This is a genomic window from Streptomyces sp. NBC_01235 (assembly GCF_035989285.1).
GTDB lineage: Bacteria > Actinomycetota > Actinomycetes > Streptomycetales > Streptomycetaceae > Streptomyces.
On the sequence record NZ_CP108513.1, the window covers coordinates 7,590,508 to 7,616,106 of the forward strand.

General features: G+C 70.9%; 22 protein-coding genes and 1 pseudogene. 12 read left to right on the forward strand and 11 right to left on the reverse strand.

Annotated features, from left to right (window positions below):
• Nucleotides 1–43: 43 nt before the first annotated feature.
• Nucleotides 44–673: a TetR/AcrR family transcriptional regulator gene (locus OG289_RS34320; RefSeq protein WP_327317922.1), complete on the reverse strand. Its 630-nt coding sequence runs from the start codon at nucleotides 671–673 to the stop codon at nucleotides 44–46.
• Between the two features lie 249 nt (nucleotides 674–922).
• Between OG289_RS34320 and OG289_RS34325 the strand changes: the two genes are divergently transcribed.
• From OG289_RS34325 to OG289_RS34340, 4 genes are all read left to right on the forward strand, one after another.
• A complete protein-coding gene (locus OG289_RS34325) occupies nucleotides 923–1,900 on the forward strand; it encodes a tetratricopeptide repeat protein (protein WP_327317923.1) in 978 nt (325 codons plus the stop codon).
• 678 nt (nucleotides 1,901–2,578) lie between these two features.
• Nucleotides 2,579–3,211: a DUF6230 family protein gene (locus OG289_RS34330; protein ID WP_327317925.1), complete on the forward strand. Its 633-nt coding sequence runs from the start codon at nucleotides 2,579–2,581 to the stop codon at nucleotides 3,209–3,211.
• A gap of 118 nt (nucleotides 3,212–3,329) precedes the next feature.
• Nucleotides 3,330–3,968 carry a DUF6114 domain-containing protein gene (locus OG289_RS34335; RefSeq protein WP_327317926.1) on the forward strand — a complete coding sequence of 213 codons (639 nt, stop codon included), beginning with the start codon at nucleotides 3,330–3,332 and terminating at the stop codon, nucleotides 3,966–3,968.
• A complete protein-coding gene (locus tag OG289_RS34340; RefSeq protein WP_327317927.1) occupies nucleotides 3,958–5,361 on the forward strand; it encodes a hypothetical protein in 1,404 nt (467 codons plus the stop codon). Before OG289_RS34335 ends, OG289_RS34340 begins: the two co-directional genes overlap by 11 nt.
• A gap of 156 nt (nucleotides 5,362–5,517) precedes the next feature.
• Here OG289_RS34340 and pyk read toward each other — a convergent pair whose 3' ends face one another.
• The 3 genes from pyk to pta all read right to left on the reverse strand — a co-directional run bounded on the left by pyk (nucleotide 5,518) and on the right by pta (nucleotide 10,360).
• Complete coding sequence (gene pyk / locus OG289_RS34345) at nucleotides 5,518–6,948, reverse strand: pyruvate kinase (protein WP_327317928.1); 1,431 nt, start codon at nucleotides 6,946–6,948, stop codon at nucleotides 5,518–5,520.
• Nucleotides 6,949–7,064: 116 nt separating this feature from the next.
• Nucleotides 7,065–8,273, reverse strand: a complete 1,209-nt coding sequence (locus OG289_RS34350) for an acetate kinase (protein ID WP_327317929.1) — start codon at nucleotides 8,271–8,273, stop codon at nucleotides 7,065–7,067.
• Nucleotides 8,270–10,360: a phosphate acetyltransferase gene (gene pta, locus OG289_RS34355; RefSeq protein WP_327317930.1), complete on the reverse strand. Its 2,091-nt coding sequence runs from the start codon at nucleotides 10,358–10,360 to the stop codon at nucleotides 8,270–8,272. Before pta ends, OG289_RS34350 begins: the two co-directional genes overlap by 4 nt.
• Nucleotides 10,361–10,573: 213 nt before the next feature.
• On the opposite strand from pta, the gene OG289_RS34360 reads away from it, so the two are divergent.
• The gene (locus OG289_RS34360) at nucleotides 10,574–11,599 is read left to right on the forward strand and encodes an ATP-dependent 6-phosphofructokinase (RefSeq protein WP_327317931.1); all 1,026 of its coding nucleotides are present in this window, start codon (nucleotides 10,574–10,576) and stop codon (nucleotides 11,597–11,599) included.
• Between the two features lie 42 nt (nucleotides 11,600–11,641).
• Here the strand turns inward: OG289_RS34360 and OG289_RS34365 are convergent, their stop codons facing one another.
• Complete coding sequence (locus OG289_RS34365) at nucleotides 11,642–12,271, reverse strand: XRE family transcriptional regulator (protein ID WP_327320892.1); 630 nt, start codon at nucleotides 12,269–12,271, stop codon at nucleotides 11,642–11,644.
• Nucleotides 12,272–12,426: 155 nt separating this feature from the next.
• Nucleotides 12,427–12,606: a hypothetical protein gene (locus OG289_RS34370; RefSeq protein WP_327317932.1), complete on the reverse strand. Its 180-nt coding sequence runs from the start codon at nucleotides 12,604–12,606 to the stop codon at nucleotides 12,427–12,429.
• Between the two features lie 83 nt (nucleotides 12,607–12,689).
• On the opposite strand from OG289_RS34370, the pseudogene OG289_RS34375 reads away from it, so the two are divergent.
• A pseudogene (locus OG289_RS34375) lies at nucleotides 12,690–13,223 on the forward strand (hypothetical protein); the annotation flags it as partial.
• A 295-nt stretch (nucleotides 13,224–13,518) separates the two neighbouring features.
• Here the strand turns inward: OG289_RS34375 and OG289_RS34380 are convergent.
• Nucleotides 13,519–14,214: a response regulator gene (locus tag OG289_RS34380; RefSeq protein ID WP_327317933.1), complete on the reverse strand. Its 696-nt coding sequence runs from the start codon at nucleotides 14,212–14,214 to the stop codon at nucleotides 13,519–13,521.
• Nucleotides 14,211–15,872: a sensor histidine kinase gene (locus OG289_RS34385; RefSeq protein WP_327317934.1), complete on the reverse strand. Its 1,662-nt coding sequence runs from the start codon at nucleotides 15,870–15,872 to the stop codon at nucleotides 14,211–14,213. Before OG289_RS34385 ends, OG289_RS34380 begins: the two co-directional genes overlap by 4 nt.
• Nucleotides 15,873–15,996: 124 nt before the next feature.
• On the opposite strand from OG289_RS34385, the gene OG289_RS34390 reads away from it, so the two are divergent.
• On the forward strand, nucleotides 15,997–17,418 hold the full coding sequence (locus OG289_RS34390; RefSeq protein WP_327320893.1) for a cation:dicarboxylate symporter family transporter: 1,422 nt from the start codon (nucleotides 15,997–15,999) through the stop codon (nucleotides 17,416–17,418).
• Between the two features lie 220 nt (nucleotides 17,419–17,638).
• On the opposite strand, the gene OG289_RS34395 is transcribed toward OG289_RS34390, so the two are convergent.
• The 3 genes from OG289_RS34395 to OG289_RS34405 form a co-directional block, all read right to left on the reverse strand.
• On the reverse strand, nucleotides 17,639–17,923 hold the full coding sequence (locus OG289_RS34395; RefSeq protein WP_327317935.1) for a hypothetical protein: 285 nt from the start codon (nucleotides 17,921–17,923) through the stop codon (nucleotides 17,639–17,641).
• A 171-nt stretch (nucleotides 17,924–18,094) separates the two neighbouring features.
• Entirely contained in the window at nucleotides 18,095–19,168 is a 1,074-nt protein-coding gene (locus tag OG289_RS34400; protein ID WP_327317936.1) for an aldo/keto reductase, read from the reverse strand.
• Nucleotide 19,169: 1 nt separating this feature from the next.
• On the reverse strand, nucleotides 19,170–20,102 hold the full coding sequence (locus tag OG289_RS34405) for an NAD-dependent epimerase/dehydratase family protein (RefSeq protein ID WP_327317937.1): 933 nt from the start codon (nucleotides 20,100–20,102) through the stop codon (nucleotides 19,170–19,172).
• Between the two features lie 39 nt (nucleotides 20,103–20,141).
• On the opposite strand from OG289_RS34405, the gene OG289_RS34410 reads away from it, so the two are divergent.
• The 5 genes from OG289_RS34410 to OG289_RS34430 all read left to right on the forward strand — a co-directional run bounded on the left by OG289_RS34410 (nucleotide 20,142) and on the right by OG289_RS34430 (nucleotide 25,443).
• A complete protein-coding gene (locus OG289_RS34410; protein WP_327317938.1) occupies nucleotides 20,142–20,651 on the forward strand; it encodes an Lrp/AsnC family transcriptional regulator in 510 nt (169 codons plus the stop codon).
• Nucleotides 20,652–20,680: 29 nt separating this feature from the next.
• Complete coding sequence (locus OG289_RS34415; RefSeq protein WP_327317939.1) at nucleotides 20,681–21,148, forward strand: MerR family transcriptional regulator; 468 nt, start codon at nucleotides 20,681–20,683, stop codon at nucleotides 21,146–21,148.
• 80 nt (nucleotides 21,149–21,228) lie between these two features.
• Nucleotides 21,229–21,564: a thioredoxin family protein gene (locus OG289_RS34420; protein ID WP_327317940.1), complete on the forward strand. Its 336-nt coding sequence runs from the start codon at nucleotides 21,229–21,231 to the stop codon at nucleotides 21,562–21,564.
• 132 nt (nucleotides 21,565–21,696) lie between these two features.
• Nucleotides 21,697–23,967, forward strand: coding sequence for a HelD family protein (locus OG289_RS34425; protein WP_327317941.1), 2,271 nt, complete (start codon nucleotides 21,697–21,699; stop codon nucleotides 23,965–23,967).
• Nucleotides 23,968–24,042: 75 nt separating this feature from the next.
• Entirely contained in the window at nucleotides 24,043–25,443 is a 1,401-nt protein-coding gene (locus tag OG289_RS34430; RefSeq protein ID WP_327317942.1) for a cytochrome, read from the forward strand.
• The last annotated feature ends 156 nt before the right edge of the window (nucleotides 25,444–25,599 follow it).

The window sequence follows — 25,599 nt, forward strand, 5'->3', positions numbered from 1 at the left end:
CCAGGGCCTGTCCGACGGGCGCCGGTGTGGCCGGGTCCCGCCCTCAGGCGCCGGACGCGCTGTTTGCGGCCAACCCCAGCAGCAGCAGTCGCGTAAGGCTCCGTACCCACTCCTCGTCCGCCGGTTCCGCGCTGACCAGGGTGCGGTGTACCACCGCACCCGCCACGACGTCGAAGATGAGATCGGCCGTGCGGGCGGCCTCGGTCGGGTCGGTCTCCGGGGGGAGTTCGCCGCGGGCCTGGGCGCGGGCCCGGCCCTCCAGGACGAGGTCCTTCTGAGGGTCGACGATGGAGGCGCGGATGCGTTCGCGCAGGGCGTCGTCGCGGGTGGACTCGGCGACGGCCGCCATCAGGCCGCTCCTGGCCTCGGGGCGGGCCAGGATCGCCGCGAACTGCAGGACGACGCCCTCGACGTCGGCGGCGAGGCTGCCGCGGTCGGGGAGTTCGAGTTCGCCGAAGAGTTCCGCGACCGCGTCGACGACCAGTTCGTTCTTGCCGGACCAGCGCCGGTAGAGGGTCGTCTTCGCCACGCCCGCGCGCGTGGCCACGTCTCCCAGGGTCAGCTTCGACCAGCCCAGTTCGACCAGCGCCTCCCGTGTCGCGGCCAGGATCGCGGTGTCCGCGGCGGCGCTGCGCGGACGGCCGGTACGGCATACGGGGGTGCGTCTCTGCATCCCCCGACCATAACCGGCGGTTTGTTCCGGGCTTCCGTGAGGCAGATCACCGGGAGGCGGTCCGGGGCGTGGTGTTGCGGAGGCACTCAGTGCCATTACGCTACGACTCGTAGCGAAAGCTCGCGACGGACGTACGCGGGCCGGAGCGGCAGGGCGCGGGGTGGGGACCCCGGCGCTCGGGGTCCGGGATGTTCGGGATGTGTTCGGAACGCTTTTCACGCAGGCGCGCTGACGGGGGAGGATAGACGCATGCAGCCACGGAACATGTCCATGAGCGGAGTCGTCGACCTCGCCGCGGTGAAGGCGGCCCAGGAGGCCAAGGCGAAGGCGGAGCAGGCGCGCGCCGAAACGGCGCGGCAGGGCGGCGCGGGGGCCGTCTCCCCGGCCGATCTCGTCATCGACGTCGATGAGGCGGGGTTCGAGCGGGAGGTCCTGCAGCGGTCCGCCGAGGTGCCCGTCGTCATCGACTTCTGGGCCGAGTGGTGTCAGCCCTGCAAGCAGCTGAGCCCCGTCCTGGAGCGGCTCGCCGTCGAGTACAACGGCCGCTTCCTGCTCGCCAAGATCGACGTCGACGCCAATCAGATGCTGATGCAGCAGTTCGGGGTGCAGGGCATCCCGGCTGTGTTCGCGGTCGTCGCCGGGCAGGCGCTGCCGCTCTTCCAGGGGGCCGCCGGGGAGGCGCAGATCCGCCAGACCCTCGACCAGTTGGTGCAGGTCGCCGAGGAGCGGTTCGGGCTCACCGGCCTGAGCGTCGATCCCGACGCCGAGCCGGGCGGTCGTCCGGAGGCGGCTGCGGCCGAGCCGGTCGGGCCGTACGACGGGCTGCTCGAAGCCGCCGTACAGGCGCTGGACGCCGGTGACTTCGGCGGTGCGGTGCAGGCGTACAAGAACGTGCTCGCCGACGACCCGGGCAACAGCGAGGCCAAACTCGGGCTCGCGCAGGCCGAGTTGCTCCAGCGGGTGGGCGGTATGGATCCGCAGCAGGTGCGCAAGGAGGCGGCCGACCGGCCGGGGGACGTCGAGGCGCAGATCGCCGCGGCCGACCTGGATCTGGTGGGCGGTCATGTCGAGGACGCCTTCGGCCGGCTCGTCGACACCGTGCGGCGCACGGCCGGAGACGACCGGGACGCCGTACGGCTGCGGCTGCTCGAACTGTTCGAGGTGGTCGGGCCGGACGACCCCCGGGTGGCGGCTGCCCGGCGGGCGCTGGCGCGCGCACTGTTCTGATCCGGCCGTTCCCGCCCGGGCGTTCCGCGCCGGGCGGGGGGCGCGGGTGCTGACCAGTCGCTAAACGTCAGAGCCCGTGTCGCCGGAGTGAAAGTTCTGCCGACACGGTTCCCCCGCGGCCGCGCTTTACCAAATCTTGGTAATCGCGGCCGCTGTTACTGCCAGTAAGACGGGGGCGTGGATCTGTCGGATTCTGTCCAGCGATCAACAGCTTTGTCCTGGGCATGGTTGACACCCTGCGTTGCGGGTCGAGACCTATGGGTCGTTGTTCGGTTATCCGGCCGTTACTAGCCAGTAACGAACCCCCTTGTGCGGGCGGCGAGAATGCACCACGATCGGCCACGCTCGGTCCAATCCCGTACCCCGACAGCCGGTTGGGTCAACGGGTTTTCCTGGGTCCCCACCGAGCAGGGCGGGCGACGGTGTCGTCGGCCCTTGGGCAGGGGGGTCTTCGCTGCGGCGAAGCCTGCCCAGCAAGGTTGTGCGTGATGCGTGTCAGGCGCGACCAGTGGTTGTCGCTCGGGGGTGATCGCCGGTGATCGGTGCGCGGTTCGCGCCTCCGAGTTACGGGCGCTCCCCTTCCCGAGGACGTAGCACTTCTCCCATCCCTGCCCGGCCGAGCCGCCGTTTCAGGAGGCGAGTCGGGGTCAGGAGATGTACGTCCGAGAAGGAGGAAATATGGAGTCCCAGGTGCGTGGCGGGACCAGATGGAAGCGCTTCGCTGTGGTCATGGTGCCCAGCGTCGCCGCTACGGCATGTATAGGTGTCGCCCTCGCGCAGGGTGCACTGGCCGCGTCGTTCAGCGTGTCCGGTCAGTCGTTCAAGGTCACGGCCGACAAGCTCGACGGCACGGGCTTCTCGCAGTACGGCGCGATCGACTCGGGTTACACCCTTGACGGCAAGAAGACGGCTCACGCCGTCGCCGTCTCGGCGTTCAAGAGCGCCACGATCACGAACATGTGCCAGTCCGTGGTCACCCCGAACATCCCGCTGCTCGGTTCCGTCAGCCTCACGCTGAAGGCGGGCGGCGACGGTACGCCGGTCGAGGCCGAGAACCTGTACATCGACGTCGAGGACCTGCAGGCGAACGCCGTCTTCAGGGGCATCGACATCGGCGTCGCGGCCAAGGACGCCAGCAAGGGTCCTGGTCTCAAGAGCGGTGACGCGGCGAACCCGTACGGATTCGCTCAGCAGGCCGACTCCGCCACGCTGACCGACGTGAAGCAGACGGCGTGGGCCACCACTGCCGGAACCTTCAAGCTCAGCGGCCTGAAGATGTCGCTGTCGACGGGTGTCAAGGAGTGCTACTAAGCACTCTCTGACGGGCGGGGGAGCCGGTGGCGCCCCCGCCCGTCCAGCGTGAAGCCCGGGGCTTCACCAGCCGTACAACTCACCACCACAGAAACGCCGCACCAGGGAGCTGTTTTCCATGAGCGCCGAGACCCCTGTCGCCACCGGTCAGTTCACCCGCCGGAGGCAGCAGTTCCGCGCCTGGCGGGGCACCAGGCCGTTCTGGGCCGGACTGTTCGTCCTTCTCGGCGGAATCCCCATCGCCTACTTCCCCTACGCGCACCTCCAGGTGGGCCATCTGACGCTGGCGATGGCGACCACCGCGGGCGCCGGGTCGCTGATCATCGGTGTGCTGCTGGGCGTCCTGGGCGTCAGTCTGTGGTTCCAGAAGCACGTACAGGTCTTCGCGGGTGTCGCGGCGATCCTGCTCGGCTTGGTGTCCATCCCGGTGTCCAACCTCGGCGGCTTCCTCATCGGCTTCCTGCTCGCGCTGATCGGCGGGGCGATGGCCGTGTCCTGGGCTCCGGGCACCCCGCCCGCTCCGGCCCCGGCGCCGGAGGCCGGCGCGGACGCCGGAGACGCCCCCGAGGGCGCGTTCCCCGAGGGCGCCGCTCCGGCGGGCGACCTCACCGTGAACCCGTACAGCACGGGCCCGGCCCCCACCGCGGGGCCCTCCTTCACCAAGGACGACGAGGCGACGGGCGAGCCGCACGATCTGCACGATCTGTCACGAACGAGCCCGGCGAACGGGGCGAACGGGAGGCACAGTGCCGGCTGACGAGGTTTCCACCGGGAGCGATGTGGACGCTGCCCGCGTGAGAACCACCGGGCCGCGCCACGCGGCACCCAAGAAGCCACTGTTCACCAGGTTCCACATGCCGGCCGGCAAGGCGATAGCCCTGGCGGCGATGCCGACGGCGGTCCTCATGGGGATGGGCTTCACGCCCACCCTCGCCAACGCCGAGGACCAGCCGGCGTCCAAGAGCCTCACCATCGACGAGTACAAGGACTGCGTGGCGGCCCTGGAGGGCGCGGACGCCTCGGCGTCGGCCTCGCCCTCGCCGTCCGCCTCGGACAGCGCGAGCGACGCCGCCGGCGACTCGACGGGCGACTCCAAGGACGAGTCCACGGACGGTTCCACGGACACCTCGAAGGACACGTCGGGCACCTCGGACGGCAAGGGCGGCTCCTCTTCGTCGGATTCAGGTTCCGACGACGCGGCCGAGCCCTCCCCTGCTGCGTCCTCGTCGGCCGACTCGCCCGAGAAGTCGGCGACGTCCGGTGACACCGCGACGGCGAGCCCGTCGGCCACCGAGACGAGCAAGAACGTCCTGGAGACCATCGGCGACGCCATCACGGACCTCTTCGACGGCAAGGACTCCGACTCGACGGCCACGTCGAGCCCGTCCCCGTCGGCCTCCGGATCGGCCTCGGCCGGCGACTCGTCGTCGGACTCGGGCTCCGACTCCTCGGACACGTCCGGCTCTTCGGGCTCCTCCGACTCCTCCGGCTCCTCGGGCAGCGACTCCTCCGGCACGTCCAAGGACACCACCGGGGCCGTCACCGACACGGTGAACGACGCCGTCAAGGACACCGCCGGCGCGGCCGAGGAGACGGCGAAGGACACCACGGAGGCCGCCGACGGCGCCACGGCCTCGCCGAGCCCCTCGGCGAGCGCCACCACGGACGCCGCCGACTGCCCCGTCGCCACGGACGACGAGGGCGGCATCGACAACAAGATCAGGCTGCCCGACGACCCCTGGTTCCTGAACGCCAGTTCGCTGCTCCTCAAGGGCGCCGACTACCAGGGCATCGTCAAGGTGAAGACCGCCAACGGCACCGTCAAGGAGGTGCTGAAGTACGTCATCTCCGACGGGACCGACATCGGCGACCTGCACCAGACGGTGGACGACAAGCAGGCGGGCCGGACGTACCACGTGCAGGCCGGCAAGGGCACCACGTCGACCATCCGTGACGGCGACACGATCATGTACACGGAGAGCATCTCCGGGAACCTGTTCGGCCTGATCCCGATCACGTTCACCCCGAAGAACCCGCCGCCCCTGAACATCCCGCTGATCTACTTCACCAACGTGAAGGTCCAGCAGGCGGGCCAGTTCGGCGGCACGCTGACCGTGCCGGGACTGCACCAGTACACGACCGCCGACTGAGCGCCGGCCGGGCGACACCGGCCGAGCGCCCCCAGACCCGTTCGGGAGCCGCAAAAGCCCTGAGGGCGCCCCCTGTCACAGGGGGCGCCCTCAGGGCCCTCCCAGGCCCTTAAGGCACTGGGGGAGCTGTACAAGCCCCTTCACGGGGCCGCCCGTTCAGTCGCGGGCGCCGCCGCCGAGGTGGTGGACGCGCAGCATGTTGGTGGTGCCGGGGACGCCGGGGGGCGAGCCGGCGGTGATGATGACGATCTCGCCCGGGCTGAAGCGGTTGATCTTGGCGATCTCCTGGTCGACCATGTCGACCATCTCGTCGGTGGAGTTCACGAACGGCACGACGTGCGACTCGACGCCCCAGCTGAGCGCCAGCTGGTTGCGGGTGTTCTCGTCGGTGGTGAAGGCGATGATCGGCTGGGACGCGCGGTAGCGGGACAGCCGACGGGCGGTGTCGCCGGACTGGGTGAAGGCCACCAGACCACGGCCGCCGAGGAAGTCGGAGATCTCGCACGCGGCGCGGGCGATCGAACCACCCTGCGTGCGCGGCTTCTTGCCCGGCACGAGCGGCTGAAGACCCTTGCTGAGCAGCTCCTGCTCGGCCGCGGTGACGATCTTCGACATCGTCTTCACGGTCTCGATCGGGTACGCGCCCACGCTCGACTCGGCGGACAGCATGACCGCGTCCGCGCCATCCAGGATCGCGTTGGCCACGTCGGAGGCCTCGGCGCGGGTCGGACGGGAGTTGGTGATCATCGACTCCATCATCTGGGTCGCCACGATCACCGGCTTGGCGTTGCGCCGGCACAGCTCGATGAGGCGCTTCTGCACCATGGGGACCCGCTCCAGCGGGTATTCGACGGCGAGGTCGCCCCGCGCGACCATCACACCGTCGAACGCCATGACGACGTCCTCCATGTTGTCGACCGCCTGCGGCTTCTCCACCTTGGCGATGACCGGGACCCGGCGGCCCTCCTCGTCCATCACCTTGTGGACGTCGGCCACGTCCTTGGCGTCGCGGACGAAGGACAGCGCGACCAGGTCGGCGCCCATGCGCAGCGCGAACCGCAGGTCCTCGATGTCCTTCTCGCTCAGCGCGGGCACGTTGACGGCCGCGCCGGGCAGGTTGATGCCCTTGTGGTCGGAGATGACGCCGCCCTCGATGACGATCGTCTTCACCCGCGAGCCCTCGACGTCCACGACCTTCAGCTCGACGTTGCCGTCGTTGATCAGGATCTGGTCGCCGCGGTCGACGTCACCGGGCAGGCCCTTGTACGTCGTGCCGCAGATCGTCCTGTCGCCGGGGACGTCCTCGGTGGTGATGGTGAACTCGTCACCGCGCACCAGCTCTACCGGACCCTCGGCGAAGGTCTCGAGGCGGATCTTCGGGCCCTGGAGGTCGGCGAGGACACCGATGGCCCGGCCGGTCTCCTTGGCGGCGGCACGGACGCGGTCGTACCGCCCCTGGTGCTCGGCGTGCGTGCCGTGGCTGAAGTTGAAACGGGCCACGTTCATGCCGGCCTCGATCAGCGAGACGAGCATTTCATGGGAGTCGACCGCGGGGCCGAGAGTACAGACGATTTTCGAACGGCGCATGGGGCGATCCTATCGGTTTGTTTCGCTACGGAATATTCCGTCTGGCGGAAGATACAAATGAGAGGCCTTGTGCTCAGTTGCTTTCCTGCTCAGTTGCCCCGCGGCGGAGCCGCATATCAATACCGCCTCACCAGTGCGTAGGTCTGCGTGGCGATCTCCAGTTCCTCGTCCGTCGGCACCACGGCGACCGCCACCCGCGCGCCGACGGGCGAGATCAGCCGCGGCTCGTCGCCGCGTACGGCGTTCAGCGCGCCGTCCACCGCCAGCCCCAGCGACTCCAGGCCCGCGACGGCCGCCTCCCGCACCGGCGCCGCGTTCTCCCCGACCCCGGCGGTGAACGCGACCGCGTCGACGCTGCCGAGTACCGCGTAATAGGCGCCGATGTACTTCTTCAACCGGTGAATGTAGATGTCGAAGGCGAGCTTCGCCCGCTCGTCGCCCTCGTCGATCCGGCGACGGATCTCCCGCATGTCGTTGTCACCGCACAGCCCGATCAGACCGCTCTTCTTGTTGAGAAGAGTGTCGATTTCGTCGATGGACATTCCCCCAACACGCGCCAAATGGAAGATGACGGCCGGATCGACGTCCCCGGAGCGGGTGCCCATGACGAGGCCTTCGAGCGGGGTGAGCCCCATGGAGGTGTCCACGCACCGGCCCCTCTCGACCGCCGACGCGGACGCCCCGTTGCCGAGGTGCAGCACGATGACGTTCACCTCTTCGGGGGTCTTCCCGAGCAGCTTCGCCGTCGCACGGGAGACGTACGCGTGCGAGGTCCCGTGGAAGCCGTAGCGCCGCACGCGGTGCGTGTCGGCGGTCTCGACGTCGATCGCGTAGCGGGCCGCCGCCTCCGGCATCGTCGTGTGGAAGGCGGTGTCGAACACGGCGACCTGGGGCAGGTCGGGCCGCAGCGCCGTCGCGGTGCGGATGCCGGTGAGGTTGGCCGGGTTGTGCAGCGGCGCGACGGGGATCAGCCGCTCGATCTCGGCGAGGACGGCCTCGTCGATCACCGTCGGCTCGGTGAAGTGCTTGCCGCCGTGCACCACGCGGTGACCGATGGCGGCGAGCTCGGGGGAGTCGAGCCCCAGCCCGTCCTTCGCCAGCTCCTCCGCGACGGCCTTCAGCGCGGCGTCGTGGTCGGCGATCGGCCCGCTCCACTCACGGCTCTCGCCGCCGGTCGCGAGGGGCGTGTGCCTGAGCCGGGAGGACTGCTCACCGATGCGCTCGACGAGGCCGCTCGCCAGTCGGCTGCTGTCCCGCATGTCGAGCAGTTGGTACTTCACCGACGAGGAGCCGGAGTTGAGGACGAGGACGCGGGTGCCAGTCACTGGGCGGTTGCCTTCTCACTCGAGATCTGGGCCTGGATCGCCGTGATGGCGACGGTGTTGACGATGTCCTGGACCAGGGCGCCCCGGGACAGGTCGTTGACGGGCTTGCGCAGCCCCTGGAGCACCGGCCCGACCGCGATCGCGCCGGCCGAACGCTGCACGGCCTTGTAGGTGTTGTTGCCGGTGTTGAGGTCCGGGAAGATCAACACGCTGGCCTGCCCGGCGACTTCGGACCCCGGCAGCTTGGTCGCGGCGACGGTGGGCTCCACGGCCGCGTCGTACTGGATCGGCCCCTCGATCTTCAGGTCGGGGCGTCGGGCACGGACCTGCTCCGTCGCCTCCCGCACCTTGTCGACGTCGGCGCCCGAGCCGGACGTACCGGTGGAGTACGACAGCATCGCGATCCGCGGCTCCACGCCGAACTGGGCGGCGGTCGCCGCCGACTGGATGGCGATGTCGGCGAGCTGCTCGGCGTTCGGGTCGGGGTTCACGGCGCAGTCGCCGTAGACGAGGACCTTGTCGGCGAGGCACATGAAGAACACGGACGAGACGATGCCGGCGTCCGGCTTGGTCTTGATGATCTCGAAGGCGGGCCGGATGGTGGCGGCCGTGGAGTGCACGGACCCCGAGACCATGCCGTCGGCGAGGCCCTCCTGGACCATCAGCGTGCCGAAGTAGTTCACGTCCGAGACGACGTCGTACGCCAACTCCACCGTGACGCCCTTGTGGGCGCGGAACCCGGCGTACTTCTCCGCGAAGGAGTCGCGCAGCTCACTGGTGGCCGGGTCGATCAACTGGCAGTCGCCGAGGTCGATGCCCAGGTCGGCGGCCTTCTTGCGGATCTGGTCGACGGGCCCGAGGAGGGTGAGGTCGCAGACGCCGCGACGCAGCAGGACTTCGGCCGCGTGCAGGACCCGCTCCTCCGACCCCTCCGGGAGGACGACCCGGCGCTTGTCGGAGCGGGCCTGTTCGAGGAGCTTGTGCTCGAACATCATCGGGGTGACACGGTCGGTGCTCGGCGCGGAGACCCGCTTGAGCAGCTCGCCGGTGTCGACGTGCCGCTCGAAGAGGCCGAGCGCGGTCTCGGCCTTGCGCGGGGTGGCCGCGTTCAGCTTGCCCTCCATGGAGAACAGCTGCTCGGCGGTGGGGAAGCTGTTGCCGGGCACCGAGACGACGGGGGTGCCTGGGGCGAGGCGGGCGGCGAGCGTGAGGATCTCGTCCGTCGGGACCTCGTTGAGGGTGAGGAGCACCCCGGCTATCGGCGGGGTGCCGGCACTGTGCGCGGCCAGGGCGCCGATGACCAGGTCGGCCCGGTCGCCCGGGGTGACGACCAGGGCGCCCGGGGTGAGGGCGGCCAGGAAGTTCGGCAGCATGGCCCCGCCGAAGACGAAGCCGAGGGCGTCGCGGGCCAGTCCCGAGTCGTCGCCCAGCACCACCTTCGCGCCCAGGGCGTGGCTGATCTGCGCGACGGTCGGCGCGGAGAGGGCCGGCTCGTCGGGCAGCACGTAACAGGGGACGGGGAGGCGGTTGGCGAGGTGGGAGGCGATCTCGTCGCGGTCCTCACGGTCGACCCGGTTGGCGATCATGGCGAGGATGTCGCACCCGAGGCCCTTGTACGCCCGGAAGGCGTTGCGGGTCTCGGCGAGCACGGACTCCGCGGTCTGCTTGCGCCCGCCGACGACCGGGATCACGGACGCGCCGAACTCGTTGGCGAGGCGTGCGTTGAGGGCGAGTTCGTCGGGGAACTGGGTGTCGGCGTAGTCGGTTCCCAGGACGAGGACGACGTCGTAGTCGCGGGCGACCCGGTGGAACCGGTCGACGAGGGTCGAGACCAGCTCGTCGGCCCCCTGCTCGGCCTGGAGGGCGGACGCCTCGTGGTAGTCCATGCCGTAGACGGTCGCGGGGTCCTGCGCCAGCCGGTAGCGGGCCCGCAGCAACTCGAACAACCGGTCGGGCCCGTCGTGGACGAGGGGACGGAAGACGCCCACCCGGTCGACCTGCCGGGTCAGGAGCTCCATGATCCCCAGCTCGACGACCTGGCGGCCGTCGCCGCGGTCGATACCGGTGACGTACACGCTGCGGGTCACGCGGGCTCTCCGTTTCCTTGCAGTTCGTTTTCTTTACAGCTCGTTACGGGGACACGAACAGGGACACAAAAATCGCCCACCTAGGTGAGCAGATCCCTCTTGACAATACCCCTGGCCGTGGATAAGACGCCCGTCAAGCGACAGCCCACTCGGCGGCGTGAAACAATCGGACCTGGCTCACCGGTATCCACAGCGAGCAGGAGACACAGCACGATGCGCATCGGAGTTCTCACCGCAGGCGGCGACTGCCCCGGCCTGAACGCAGTGATCCGGTCGGTCGTGCACCGCGCCGTCGACAACTACGGCGACGAGGTCATCGGCTTCGAGGACGGGTACGCGGGTCTCCTGGACGGCCGCTACCGCACCCTCGACCTCAACGCCGTGAGCGGCATCCTGGCCCGCGGCGGCACCATCCTCGGCTCCTCCCGCCTGGAGCGCGACCGGTTGCGCGAGGCCTGCGAGAGCGCCTCCGACATGATCCACGACTTCGGTATCGACGCGCTCATCCCGATCGGCGGCGAGGGCACGCTGACGGCGGCGCGGATGCTGTCGGACGCCGGGCTGCCGGTGGTCGGCGTCCCGAAGACGATCGACAACGACATCTCGTCCACGGACCGCACGTTCGGCTTCGACACGGCGGTCGGCGTCGCGACGGAGGCGATGGACCGGCTGAAGACGACGGCCGAGTCTCACCAGCGCGTGATGGTCGTCGAGGTCATGGGCCGCCACGCGGGCTGGATCGCGCTGGAGTCCGGGATGGCGGCCGGCGCGCACGGCATCTGCCTGCCGGAGCGTCCCTTCGACCCCGCTGACCTGGTGAAGATGGTCGAGGCGCGGTTCGCACGCGGCAAGAAGTTCGCGGTGATCTGCGTCGCGGAGGGCGCGCACCCGGCCGACGGCTCGATGGACTACACCAAGGGCGCGATCGACCGGTTCGGCCACGAGCGTTTCCAGGGCATCGGCACGGCTCTGGCGTACGAGCTGGAGAAGCGGCTCGGCAAGGAGGCCCGCCCGGTCATCCTCGGCCACGTCCAGCGCGGCGGCGTCCCGACGGCGTACGACCGCGTCCTCGCGACCCGGTTCGGCTGGCACGCGGTGGAGGCCGCGCACCGCGGCCAGTTCGGGCGGATGACGGCGCTGCGCGGGACGGACATCGTGATGGTGCCGCTGGCGGACGCGGTGACGGAGCTGAAGACGGTGCCGAAGGACCGGATCGTCGAGGCGGAGTCGGTTTTCTAGACGATCCGGTTTCTGGACGTCTTCAGGCGTTTGTCGCGGTTTCTAGGCGGTCCGGCTTTCCAGGCTCGTCCAGAAGTTGTCGACGATCCGGTCGAGGAAGTCCTGGCCGGCGTCGCTCGCCTCCCCGGCCGCGCTGCCGCCGTCCCGGCTCGGCGTGGCGACCGTCTGCCCCTGGTACGCCTGGTGCAACTCCTGGAGGGCGTCCTCCAGGAGCCGCCGGTCCAGGGGCACGATCTTGCCCACCGGTTTGACGTACGCCTGCCAGCGCGTGCGGACGGCTATGCGCAGCAGGTCGGCGAGCCCGGCCTCGTGGCCGGTGACGGTGATCAGGTCGGGCAGCGAGAGGTCGAGAAGCTCGGCGAGCGCGGCGGACTGCCGGTCCGTGCCGCGCCACTGCCCGCTCTCCTCCATCCGCGTGTACGCCAAGAACTCGTGCCCCACGGCCCGGGCGACGTCCTCCGGGGCGAATCCTCGGGCGATGCGGTGTTCACGCAGGGTGCGGGGCCTGCCGATCAGCTCGGCGGGCGAGCACCACAACACCCCTGCGAGGGCGGTGAGTTCGGGGTGGGCGGGGGTCAGCGTCCCCCGTTCCCAGGCGTTCACGAGGTCGGGGGTGGCGTGCGGGAGGGCATAGGAGGCACGCAGCCCGTGGGCGACATGAGCCGGGGTCATACCGAGGGCGACACGGAACTTGCGGGCCGCGGGGGCGTTGAAGGGAGGACCTGCCTGGCGGGTGTGGGACGGGGGTCTGGGCACGGGGGACACGGTAGGGGGTGGGGAGGGGGATGGCTACGGGCGGTTTGGCCATCGTCACGGGTTGTAGGAAGTCATGGGGGAGGCCGGTGGGTCGGTCGGGCTGCGGCGGAGCGGGCCGCGGCGGCTTCGGTGGGCGCGTCGGCCCGGGTGCAGGCGTCGGCCGACCGGAGGCAGGCGGTGCGGGCCAGGGCCAGGGCCGGGGCGTCGGCGCCCCTGTGCGTGCGGGCCGGGTTGGCAAGGGTCTTGCCCACGCCGTACCAGCCCTCGACCTCCTGGCGGATCTCCGGACTCCCTTAAGGTACTGCCAGGTTCATCGGGGGAGAGGGTGGTTGCGGTGGCCGAACTGGACGTCGGTGTGGGGCAGTTGCTGCTGGCCGAGTACCAGAGCGTCAAGGACGAGCAGAAGGCGCGGATCGGGTTCCGGGACAACCTGCTGTACGTGACGCTGGCGGTGGTGGCCGCTGTCATCGCCGCGGCGGCCCAGGCCAAGCAGACGTCGATGCTGCTGGCGTTGCCGCCGGTGTGTGTCGTGCTGGGGTGGACCTACCTGGTCAACGACGAGAAGATCTCGGCCATCGGGCGGTATGTCCGGGGGGAGTTGGGGCCACGGCTGGCGGAACTGACGGGTACCGACGCGGTTTTCCGGTGGGAGACCTTTCACCGAGGTGATGCCGGGCGGGTGTCCCGGAAGGTCGTGCAGTGTGCCGTCGACCTGCTGGCGTTCTGTGTCGTGCCGTTGGCCGCGCTGGTCGTGTACTGGGGCGGGGGGCAGGTCTCGGCGGGCCTGCTGGTGCTGTCCCTGGCCGAGGCGGGAGCCGTGGCGGGGCTGGCGGTGTTCGTGGTGCGGTACGCGCTGCCGTTCGGGAGCGGGGGCGTGAGCGGAAACGTGGGTGGAAGCGGGAGCGGAAACGTGGGTGGAAGCGGGAGCGGAAACGTGGGTGGAAGCGGGAGCGGAAACGTGGGTGGAAGCGTGGGTGGAAGCGGGAACGGAGGCGTGAGCGGAGGCGGGGGTGGAAGCGGGAGCGGAAACGTGGGTGGAAGCGGGAATGGAGGCGTGGGTGGAAGCGGGAGCGGAGGCGTGGGTGGAAGCGGGAATGGAGGCGGGAGCGGAAACGCGAGTGGGGGTGAGTGACGTCGGAGTCGCCGAAGCCGTGCCGCGGCCCTCACTTCCCGCGGGCCGCCCGCACCCACCGGTACACCAGCTCCGGCCTCCCGACCTGCCCGTACAACGGCTTGCGCTCCGCCCGCCCGGCCTCCACCAGATGTTCCAGGTAGCGCCGGGCGGTGATCCGGGAGATCCCCACCGCCTCGGCCACCCCGGCCGCGGTGAGCCCCTCCCGCGCCTCCCGCACGGTCTCCGTGACCCGTTCCAGCGTCGGTGCGCTCAGCCCCTTCGGGAGCGCCGCGGGCCCGGGCGCGCGTAGGGCGGCCAGGGCGCGGTCGACCTCGTCCTGGCCGCTCGCCTCGCCCGCGGCACCCCGGAACTCGGCGTACCGCACGAGCCGGTCCCGCAGGGTCGCGAACGTGAACGGCTTCAGCACGTACTGGACGACCCCCAGGGAGACGCCCTCGCGCACCACCGTCAGGTCCCGCGCCGACGTCACCGCGATCACGTCCGCGTGATACCCGGCCGCCCGCAGCGAGCGGGCCAGCTGCAACCCATGCGCGTCCGGGAGGTGCAGGTCGAGCAGCAGCAGGTCCACCGGCGTGCGGTCCAGCAGGCGTCGGGCCTCCGCGCCCGTGTGCGCCTTGCCCACCGCGACGAACCCGGGCACCCGTCCGACGTACATGACATGGGCGTCCGCGGCGACCGGATCGTCCTCCACGATCAGCACTCTGATCGGCTCTTCGCCTGTCATCCCCTGCCTCCGGACGTAGACCCTGATGTCGGCACGGATCCGGCAGTACCGGACGCGGCGGTCGCCCGCAACGGCAGGCGGACCGTGAACTCGGCTCCGCCGCCCTCGGCCTCCGCCACCGACAGCGTCCCGTCGTGCCGGTGCACGGCCTGCCGGACCAGGGCCAGTCCGAGGCCCCGGCCGCCCGGCCCCGCCGGTTTCGTGGAGAAGCCGCGTTCGAAGACCAGGGAGGCGTGCGCGGGATCCACGCCCCCTCCCGTGTCCGTCACCCGGAGCAGGAGCTCGTCGCCCTGCGTGGACGCGGTGACGGTCACCCGCGCCGGTACGCTCCCCTGCGCCGCGTCCACGGCGTTGTCGATGAGGTTGCCCAGGATCGTCACCAGATCCCGGGCCGGCAGGGACTTCGGGAGCAGGCCGTCGTCCAGGCCGCTCTCCTGTGAGACCACCAGCTCCACGCCCCGCTCGTTCGCCTGCGCGGTCTTGCCCAGCAGCAGGGCCGCAAGGACCGGCTCGCTGACCGCCGCGACCACCTGGTCCGTGAGCGCCTGGGCCAGTTCCAGTTCCGCCGTCGCGAAGTCGACGGCGTCCTCCGCGCGGCCCAGCTCGATCAGCGAGACGACCGTGTGCAGGCGGTTCGCCGCCTCGTGGGCCTGCGAGCGCAGCGCCTGCGTGAAGCCCCGCTCGGAGTCCAACTCGCCCATCAGGGACTGGAGTTCGGTGACATCACGCAGAGTGACGACCGTGCCCCTGCGCTCGCCGCCCGACACCGGTGACGTGTTCACCACCAGCACCCGGTCCGCCGCCAGGTGGACCTCGTCCACCCGGGGTTCCGAGGACAGCAGCGCGCCCGTCAGGGGGGCCGGCAGGCCGAGGTCCGCCACCGACGTGCCCACCACCTCCCCGGAGACGCCCAGCAGCTCCCGGCCCCCGTCGTTGATCAGCGCCACCCTGTACTGGCCGTCCAGCATCAGCAACCCCTCGCGCACCGCGTGCAACGCGGCCTGGTGGTAGTCGTGCATCCGGCTGAGCTCCGCCGCGTTCATGCCGTGGGTGTGCCGGCGCAGGGACGCGTTGATGAGGTACGTGCCGATCGCGCCGAGGGCGAGCGCGCCGACGGCCACCGCGAACAGGGCCGTCACCTGGTCCTGCACCCGCTCGCTGATCGACTCGACCTTGATGCCCGCGCTGACCAGGCCGATGATCCGGTCGTTCTCGTCCTCGATCGGGGTGACCGCGCGGACGGACGCGCCGAGGGTGCCGGTGTAGGTCTCGGTGAAGGTCGCGCCCTTCAGGGCCTTCGCCGTGTTGCCGCGGAAGCGCTGGCCGATCTGGCTCTCTTCCGGGTGGGTCCAGCGGATGCCCTGCGGGTTCATGATCGTGACGAAGTCGACCTCGGTGTCCTTCATGATCCGCAGGGCGTAGGGCTGGAGCTCGGCGGTGGGGTTCGGCGTCCGGATGGCCGACCGCACCGAGGGGGAGTCGGCGACCGAGCGGGCCACGGCCTTGGCCTGGCGGCCCGCGGCCTCCTCGGCCTGGCTGCGGTCGCTGACGTATGTGAACAGCGCGTATCCCGCGACGAGCACCGCTATCAGCACGGCCTGCATGGCGAAGAGCTGGCCCGCCAGGCTGCGGGGTCTCGGGAGGTCGGGGATGCGCATGTCGTCAGTGTGCCCCCGAGGTTAAGTGTGAACTAAATGAACGGAAGGGTGACCGCGCTCACAGAGGCAGGGGATAGTCACGGCATTCCCCCATAACTCCCCGGACGTGAGCCGCACGCCGGTGATGCCGACGAAGACGTCAAGGAGGGCAGCCGTGGCCGCCAGCAGCACCCCCGATACGGCACCTGCCGCACCCGCAGTCAAGCGGGACCGCACCCACTATCTGTACATCGCGGTGATCGTCGCGGTGGCGCTCGGCATCGCGGTGGGCCTGATCTGGCCCGATGCCGGAGTCGAGCTCAAGCCCCTGGGCACGGGCTTCGTGAACCTGATCAAGATGATGATCTCGCCCATCATCTTCTGCACGATCGTGCTGGGCATCGGATCCGTACGAAAGGCCGCCAAGGTCGGCGCCGTCGGCGGTATCGCGCTCGGCTACTTCACGGTGATGTCGCTCGTCGCGCTCACCATCGGTCTCGTCGTCGGCAACGTCCTGCACCCGGGCGACGGGATGCACCTGACCGACGCGATCAAGGCGTCCGGGCACGACCAGGTGTCCGCCGACGCGCTGCCGCCGGTCGACTTCGTACTGTCGATCATCCCGCTGACATTCGTCTCCGCCTTCACCCAGGGCCAGGTGCTGCAGACCCTGCTGGTCGCGCTGCTCGCCGGCTTCGCGCTGCAGGCCATGGGGCCCGTCGGCCAGCCGGTGCTGCGCGGCGTCGAGCACATCCAGCGGCTCGTCTTCCGCATCCTCGCCATGGTCATGTGGGCGGCCCCGATCGGCGCCTTCGGCGCCATCGCCGCCGTGGTCGGTTCGGCCGGCGTGGACGCGCTGAAGAGCCTCGCCGTGCTGATGCTCGGCTTCTACGCGACCTGTTTCCTGTTCGTCTTCATCGTGCTCGCGGCCCTGCTGCGCGCCGTCACCGGCCTGAACATCCTCAAGCTCTTCAAGTACCTGGGCCGTGAGTTCCTGCTGATCCTGTCCACCTCCTCCTCCGAGTCCGCGCTGCCGCGCCTCATCGCGAAGATGGAGCACCTGGGCGTCAGCAAGCCCGTCGTCGGCATCACCGTCCCGACCGGCTACTCCTTCAACCTCGACGGCACCATGATCTACATGACCATGGCGTCGCTGTACATCGCCGACGCGATGGGCACCCCGATGTCCATCGGCGAGCAGATCCCGCTGCTGCTCTTCCTGCTCCTCGCCTCCAAGGGCGCGGCAGGCGTCAGCGGCGCCGGTCTGGCGACCCTGGCCGGCGGTCTGCAGTCGCACAAGCCCGCCCTGGTGGACGGCATCGGCCTCATCGTCGGCATCGACCGCTTCATGAGCGAGGCCCGCGCCCTCACCAACTTCGCCGGCAACGCCGTCGCGACCGTCCTGATCGGGACCTGGACCAAGGAGATCGACAAGGAGCGCGTCCAGCTCGTGCTCGCCGGCGCTCTGCCCTTCGACGAGAAGACCCTGCTCGACGAGGGCGACGCCGTCCTGGCGGACGTGCCCGAGCAGCGCGAGGACGGCGAGAAGGAACTGGCCAAGGCCTGATCCGCCGAAGGCCCCCGACTCCGGGTGTCCGGCCCCGCCTGAACCGGGGCCGGACACCCGGGCACCGCACCACCCTCGCCCCACCGTCTCCGGGCGGCCGAGCACTCCCCCGTGGCTCGGTCGCCCGGTTTCTGCTGTCTCCGGACGGCAGATCACACGCTCCCGCTGCGGCAGATCACTCGCGCCTGCCGCGGGGATAACTCGCTCCCGCTGCGGGAGATCACGGACCCGCGGACGTGATCTCCCGCAGCAGTGTGAGCGCCCGCGGCCGCCGCATGCGGCGCACGCCCGGATGGGCCACCCACCTCTTCTCCACCTCGGCGACGACCGCGTCGGCGCCCCTCTTGGCCGCCCGCCTCTTCTCCACCTCGGCGATGACCGCGTCGGCGACCCCCTTGGCCGCCCACGCCTTCGCCGCCCCGCACACCAGCCGGGACCGGGCGATGCCCCGGAGCCCGCCCGCGACGCGGCCGACCGCGTCGGGACGATGCGCTTCGCGCCCCACCCCTGGCCCCGCCCCTGGCCCCTCCCGTCCGTACGCCTCGTCGCCACGGACAGTGAGTGGAGCCGGGACGAGGGCGCGGAGATCCGGGGACCGGTCTCCGCCCCGCTCCTGCTCCTCACGGGGCGCGGGGCGCGGGGTGGCGGCGGGGACGCGGCTGGAGCGGGCCGCGGGTCACGGCTGAAGCGACCGTCCCTCCACCTGCGCCCGACCCCGTTCCACCGACGCCTCCAGTCGCCCCGACTCCTCTTCACTCAGCACCAGATCGGCCGCCCCCGCCGAGTCCCGTATCGTCTCCGGGCGGGACGCGCCGGGGATCGGGATCACCGTGGGGGAGCGGGACAGGAGCCAGGCGAGGCAGATCTGTTGGGGGCTCACGCCCCGCTCGCGGGCGATCTCGTGGAACGTACCGAAGCGACGCCCGCCGCCCGCCTCGGACGCCCCGCGCGCTCCGCCCGCCTCGGATGCCCCGCCCGCCTCGGACGCCTCGCCCGCCCCACCCGCCTCGGATGCCTCGCCCGCCTTAGACGCGTCGGACGCCTCGGACGCTCCGCGCGCCTCGGACGCCCCGCGAGCCTCGGACGGTCGCTCCAGGGAGCTGCGGGAGATGCCGCCCAAGGGGCTCCAGGGGAGGAACGCCAGGCCCAGCTCGGTCGCCAGGCGCAGTTCGGGCTCGCTGTCGGCCACGGCGGGGGAGTAGCGGTTCTGGACCGACACGAGCCGGTCGCCGAGGATCGCGCGGGCGCGGCGGATCTGGTCCGTGTTCGTGTTGGAGATGCCGGCCAGCCGGATGGTGCCCGCGTCGAGGAGGTCCCGCAGGGCGCCCACCGACTCCTCGAAGGGGACCCTCGGGTCGGGCTTGTGGAGCTGGTACAGGCCGATCGCCTCGACGCCCAGTCGGCGCAGAGAGGCCTCCGCGGCCGACTTCAGGTGGCGGGGGTCGCCGTCGACCGTCCAGTCCGTCGCTCCGCCCGGTCTGCCCCGGCCGCCCTTCGTCGTCACCAGCACGTCGTCCGGGACAGTGCCGTAGGCGGCCAGTGCGCGGGCCAGGAGGCGTTCGTTGTGACCGGGGTCCGCGCCCGGCAGGTGGTAGGAGTCGGCCGTGTCCAGCAGGGTCACCCCCGCGTCCAGCGCCGCGTGGACCGTCGCCAGGGCGCGGGCCTCGTCGGGGCGGCCCTCGATGGACAGGGGCATCGCGCCCAGTCCGATCGCGCTCACGCGCAGGTCGCCAAGGGTGCGTCGAAGCACGTCAGTTCACCTGCCCCAGGGTTTCGGCGACCGCCCGCCCCAGCCACTGCCGGGCGTTGCCGAACGTGAACCCGAGCCGTACGGCACGGGAGTTGTCCATGCCGTAGAAGCGGCGGAAGGAGAACGGGGACACCTCGCCGACCTCGGCCTCCTGAAACACCACCTCGCCGCCGGGGACATGCGCGGCCACCGCCTCGCACAGCTGCCGCGTCGTCAGCGTGCCGTGCGAGGCCGCGTTGATCGGCCCGGTGAAGTCCTGGCCCACCGCCCAGAAGAGGAAGTCGGCGATCTCCTCCACGTAGATGTACGTCGCCGGGTGGTTCACCGTCGGCACGACGATCGGCTCGCCGGTGCGGATGCGGTCCGCGAAGTCCGCGAGCCGTCCCGTGAAGTCGTCGTCCCCGCCCAGGACATGGGCGACCCGTACGGCCGCCCAGGGGAACGCCGGCTCCGCCGCGAACACCGCCTCCGCCTGCCGCTTGCCCTCGCCGTAGTGGGCGTCGAGGAACTCCAGCTCGTTCCACGGGAGTTGGAGATCCACCGGCACGCTCGGTGGATCGACGTCCGTCTCCCGCACCCGTGCGATCGTGTCCTCGTACTCGTACACCTCGACCGTCGACGTCATCAGGTACCGGCGCGTGCGGCCGGCGAACACGCGGCGGGCGATCGCCGCCTGGCGCGGCGTGTAGCAGACCTGGTCGACGACGACGTCGAAGACGCGCGAACCGAGCACCGAGTTCAGCGAGTTCTCGTCGTCGCGGTCGGCGGTCAGGTGCGTCGTGCCCGGGGGCGGTGCCGACGATCCGCGATTCAGTACCGTCACCCGGTCCCCGGCGGCCAGCAGCCGTGCGATCAGCCGCTTGCCGAAATAGCGGTTCCCGCCGATGACCAGTACCTCTCGTGGACTTACCCCTCGTTCCTTTTCCATGACCATAATTCTCCTGACGTATGCGCCCGTCCTGAAGGGGGAACCATGGGAGTTCCGGCCGCCGTACCGAAAGAACCATGGCATCTGCGCGCCGCCGCCAGCGAAACCTCGGTGGCCTTCGACGCGCTGGACCGGCAGATCCTGGAGCTCCTGCAGACCGACGGGCGGATCAAGCTCAGCGAGCTGGGGCGGAGGGTCCGGCTGAGTCCGGCGGCCGTCACCGAGAGGGTGCGGCGGCTGGAGGGCGCGGGGGTCGTCAGCGGCTACGGCGCGCACGTCAGCCCCGCCCGGCTCGGCTACGGCATCCAGGCGTTCATCCGGGTCAACCCGCACGGCGGCTACAACCTGCGGCACCCCAGGACCCTGGAACTGATCGAGCGCCCCGAGATCACCGAGGTCCACCACGTGGTCGGCGAGGACTGCTGGATTCTGAAGGTCGCCGTCCGGGACACCGTCCACCTGGAGGAGGTCCTCGAAGCCGTCTCCGCCCTGGGCCGTACGACGACGTCGATCGTGCTCACCTCGCCCGTGGAACGCAAACCGCTCTTGCCTTGACGTCGGCGTCAAGCCTTACGTTCGTAGGCATGCGCATCGGCGAGCTGGCCGCGCGGGCCGGGACCACGACCCGGACGCTGCGGTACTACGAGTCCCGGGGGCTGCTGCCCGCCCGGCGGAACGGCAACGGATACCGGACGTACGACGAGGACGACCTGAAGCTGCTGCGGCAGATCAGGACGCTTCAGGACTTCGGGTTCGACCTGGAGGAGACGCGGCCCTTCGTGGAGTGTCTGCGCGCCGGGCACCCGGAGGGCGACTCCTGCCCTGCGTCGCTCGCGGTCTACCGCCGCAAGCTGGCGGAGCTGGACGCGCTCATCGGGGAGCTGCAGGCGGTACGGGAGACGGTCGCCGGGCAACTGGTGCGGGCCGAGCTGGCCCGCGACGAGCTGGCCGCCGAGGCGCAGGTTCCGGGGGGTCCGGAGCCCGGGTGCGAACTGGGCCGGTCGTTCGGATCAGGTCGCAGGGAAGCGGCGCCCACTGATCGGCGCCGGTGAGCGACGACAACGCGGCAGATGTGCGTGCCAGGTCTCGCGTCTGCGAGGTGATCCGAATGGGCGGCCCTAGGAGGGCAGGAATGGTGATCAAGGCCGATGGTGTGGCGGAAGTGACCGACGCGGACTTCGGGGCGGAGGTGCTCGGGGCGGATCTGCCGGTGCTGGTGGAGTTCACCGCCGACTGGTGTCCGCCGTGCCGGCAGATGGGGCCGGTGCTGAGCGCGGTCGCCGCGGAGGAGGGCGAGCGGCTGAAGGTGGTGCAGCTGAACGTGGACATGAACCCCGAGACGACCAACGCGTACAAGGTGCTGTCGATGCCGACGTTCATGGTGTTCCGGGCCGGTGAGCCCGTGAAGGCCATGGTGGGGGCCCGGCCCAAGCGACGGCTGCTGGAGGAGCTGTCCGACGTGCTCTGAACCCCGCCGGAAACCTCACCTGACACGAAGAAATCCCCCGGGCAATTGCGCCCGGGGGATTTCTTTGAGTATATTCGATGGTTCGCGACTTCAAGAGAATTGAGTCGCAAAGAAGCTCAGTGAGCACAGTATATGCGGGCGGGAGTGGAATTGTCAAACACCGACTTTCCGGATAGTGAATTGCGGCGCGAGCAGGAATTCATCGACCGGGTGTACACGCGGGTGGACGCCCTGCGCGGCGACACCGAGTCCTCCGTCACGGACGCGCTCGCCCAGGGCAACACGCCCATGCAGGCCCGGCTGGAGCGGGACATCCTCGTCGCCGAGCGCTCGGGTCTGCTGGCCGCGCTGAACGCGGTGGACGGCTCCCTCTGCTTCGGCCGCATCGACCTCACCTCCGGCACCAGCCACCACATCGGCCGCATCGGCCTGCGCACCGACGACGCCGAACGCACGCCGATCCTCATCGACTGGCGGGCCGACGTCGCCCGCCCCTTCTACCTGGCCACCGGCCACACCCCGCTCGGTCTGCGCAGGCGCCGGCACCTCACCACCGAGGGCCGCCGGGTCACCGCCCTGCACGACGAGATCCTCGACCTCGGCGACGCCACCCGCACCGGCCACGAGGACCCGACCGGCGACGCCGTGCTGCTCGCCGCGCTGAACTCCGCCCGCACCGGCCGGATGAACGACATCGTGCAGACCATCCAGGCCGAGCAGGACGAGATCATCCGGGCGCCCCACCGAGGGGTCCTGGTGGTCGAGGGCGGCCCCGGCACCGGCAAGACGGCCGTCGCCCTGCACCGCGCGGCCTATCTCCTCTACGAGCACCGGGAGTTGCTCGCCAAGCGCGCCGTGCTGATCGTCGGCCCCAACCCCGCCTTCCTCGGCTACATCGGCGAGGTGCTGCCCTCGCTGGGCGAGACCGGCGTACTGCTCGCGACGGTCGGCGAGCTGTTCCCCGGCGTGAAGGCGACGGCGAGCGACACCCGTGGGGCGGCCGCGGTGAAGGGCCGCGCCGACATGGCGGACGTACTCGCCGAAGTCGTGCGCGACTGGCAGGCGCTGCCCGACCCGGTGATCGCGATCGAGCACGACCGCGAGATCCTGATGCTCGACGACGGCCTCGTGGGCGTCGCCCGCGAGCGCACCCGCGCCGCGGGGCTGCCGCACAACGTGGCGCGCGAGCACTTCGAGGGCTACATCCTCAACACGCTCACGGACATGGTCGCCGAGCGCATCGGCACCGACCCCTACGACGGCTCGAACATGCTGGATCCGAGCGACATCACCCAGATCCGCGACGAGCTCGCCGACAATCCCGAAGTCTGGGCCGCCATCGACCAGTTGTGGCCGCGCCTGACCCCGCAGCGGCTGGTCGCGGACTTCCTCGCCGACCCCGTGGGCTACGTCTCCGACGACGACGCGGCCGCCATCCGCCGCCCGGTGACCCGGGCGTGGACGGTCGCGGACGTCCCGCTGCTCGACGAGGCGGCCGAACTCCTCGGCGAGGACGACCGGCTGGCCCGGGCCAGGGCCGAGCGGGAGCGTGAGACGCAGGTCGCCTACGCCCAGGGCGTGCTGGACGTCTCCTACGCCTCGCGCACCTACGAGTTCGAGGACAAGGACGAGGAGGACGCCGAAGTCCTGTCCGCGCACGACATCATCGACGCCGAGCGGTTCGCCGAGCGGCACGAGGAGGACGACCACCGCAGCACCGCCGAGCGCGCGGCGGCCGACCGGACCTGGGCGTTCGGGCACATCATCGTCGACGAGGCGCAGGAGCTGTCGCCGATGGCCTGGCGGCTGCTCATGCGGCGCAGCCCGACCCGCTCGATGACGCTCGTCGGCGACCCGGCGCAGACCGCGGAGGCGGCCGGGGTCGGCTCCTGGTCGGGGATCCTTCAGCCGTACGTCGAGGACCGCTGGGAGCACACCCGGCTCGGCGTCAACTACCGCACCCCTGCCGAGATCATGGAGGTGGCGGCGGCGGTGGTCCGCGCGGAGAACCCGGACTTCGAACCGCCGAGTTCGGTCCGTTCGACGGGTGCCCGGCCCTGGGTGCGCGCGACCGACGACCTGTCGGGCGCGGTGGCCAAGGCGGTCGAGGAGCTGACGCCCGCCGAGGGCCGGCTCGCGGTGATCGCCCCGCGCGAGCTGCACCGGAGCCTGGCGGCACGGCTCGACGGGGTGACGGCGGGCACGCAGCCCGACCTGACGCGGTCCGTCGTCCTGCTCGACCCCCGTCAGTCCAAGGGGCTGGAGTTCGACTCCGTCCTGGTGGTGGAGCCCGGCCGGTACGGCACCAGCGACCTGTACGTGGCGCTGACCCGGGCGACGCAGCGGCTGGGGGTGCTGCACAGCCGGCCGCTGCCGAAGGCGCTGGCCGACGCCCTGACGTAACGCGGGATCACCAAGACGTAACAGTTCGTGCCGTGATCACTGCGTGTGCACGGCCGGTGCGGTAAGCGTGGCGGTATGGAAGCCCAGCCCCACGCCCTCGCACCGGCCGACAGCCCCGCACTCGGGTCGCTGCCCGTCGAGCCGCTGCTCACGTCGGAGTTCGACGCCGACCCCGGCGCGGTGTACCGACGCCTGCGCAGCACGTACGGTCCCGTGGCGCCCGTCGGCCTCATGGGCGTGCCGGTGTGGCTCGTACTGGAGTACCGGGAGGTCCTGGAGGTCCTCAGGAACGAGAACCGGTGGCGGCGCGACGTACGGCACTGGCGGGCCCGCGCCCAGGGCGAACTGCCGCCCGGCTGGCCGCTGCTCGCGGGCTACGAGGTGCGGCAGATGATGTTCATGGACGACGAGGAGCACCGGGCCGCCCGCCGCACCCACCACGCCGCCCTGCGCCCCTTCCAGGACGCCAGGAGCCCCGAGGGCTGGGAACTGAGGGCGGCCGTCGCCCGTTACGCCGACGAGCTGGTCGCGCTGCTGGCCGCCGAGTCGGGCCGGACCGGCTTCGCCGACCTGGGCGCGCAGTACACCCGGCCGCTGCTGCTGATGGTCACCGCCAAGCTGTTCGGTTGCCCGGTCGAGCTGGGCGACGAACTGGTCATGGATCTGTGGCGGATGCTCGACGGGGGTCCCGACGCGGGCCCCGCCACCGGCCGGGCGCTGTCCGCCTTCATCCGCCTCGCCGCCCACCGCAGAGCCCGACCCGGCGACGACCTCACCTCGTACATGATGCTCGCCGACCCCGACCTCACCGACGAACAGCTCGGCCGGGAGCTGTTCATGAACGCCGTCTACCTCAACGACATCACCGGCAACATGGTCCTCAACACCCTGCTGGAGGTGCTGCGCGGCAACGCGACGGTGCGCCGCAGTCTGTCGGCGGGGCAGCTCGGCGAGACGGTCAACCGCGCCGCCCTCGCCAACCCGCCCGTCGCCAACATGTGCTTCCGGTTCGCCGCGCGCGACGTACGGCTGGGGCGGTTCTGGATCCGCGCGGGCGACATCGTCTCCCCGTCCTCGGCCGCCGCCCACCAGGACCTCCTGGCGATCGGCTCCTCCCACATGGTCGGCTCCGCCGTCTCCACCCGCGCCCACCTGGGCTGGGGCGCGGGCCCCCACCAGTGCCCCAGCGCTGCGCGTGAGCTGGGCGGGTTGATCGTGGCGACGGCGGTGGGCCGCGTCTTCGACCACTTCGCCCAGGCCGAACTGGCCCTCCCGCCCGACCAGTTGCCGTGGCGTTCGGGTCCGGTGGTACGGGGGCTGAAGGTGCTGCCGGTGCGGTACGAGTTGAACGGCGACCTCGTTCCCGCCCGCCGGGGCCGCGAACTCGTCCGGGCGGGGGACGCCCCGACGGGCGGCGACCGGCAGGCCAGGGGGCTGCTGGCGGTGTTGCGGCGGTTCATGGGGGCGGGCCGCTGACCCCCGGTGCGGTCCGAGGTCCCTGGGGGCTTCTGCCCCAACCCGGACCCCCGGCCCATGCCCACCGTCCCCCACGCTCGGCTGCGCTTGCGCGGGGGCCCCATCCCGACTCGGTAGATGGGAAAGCGGATGGCGCTGGGGGCTCGGCCCTCAGAC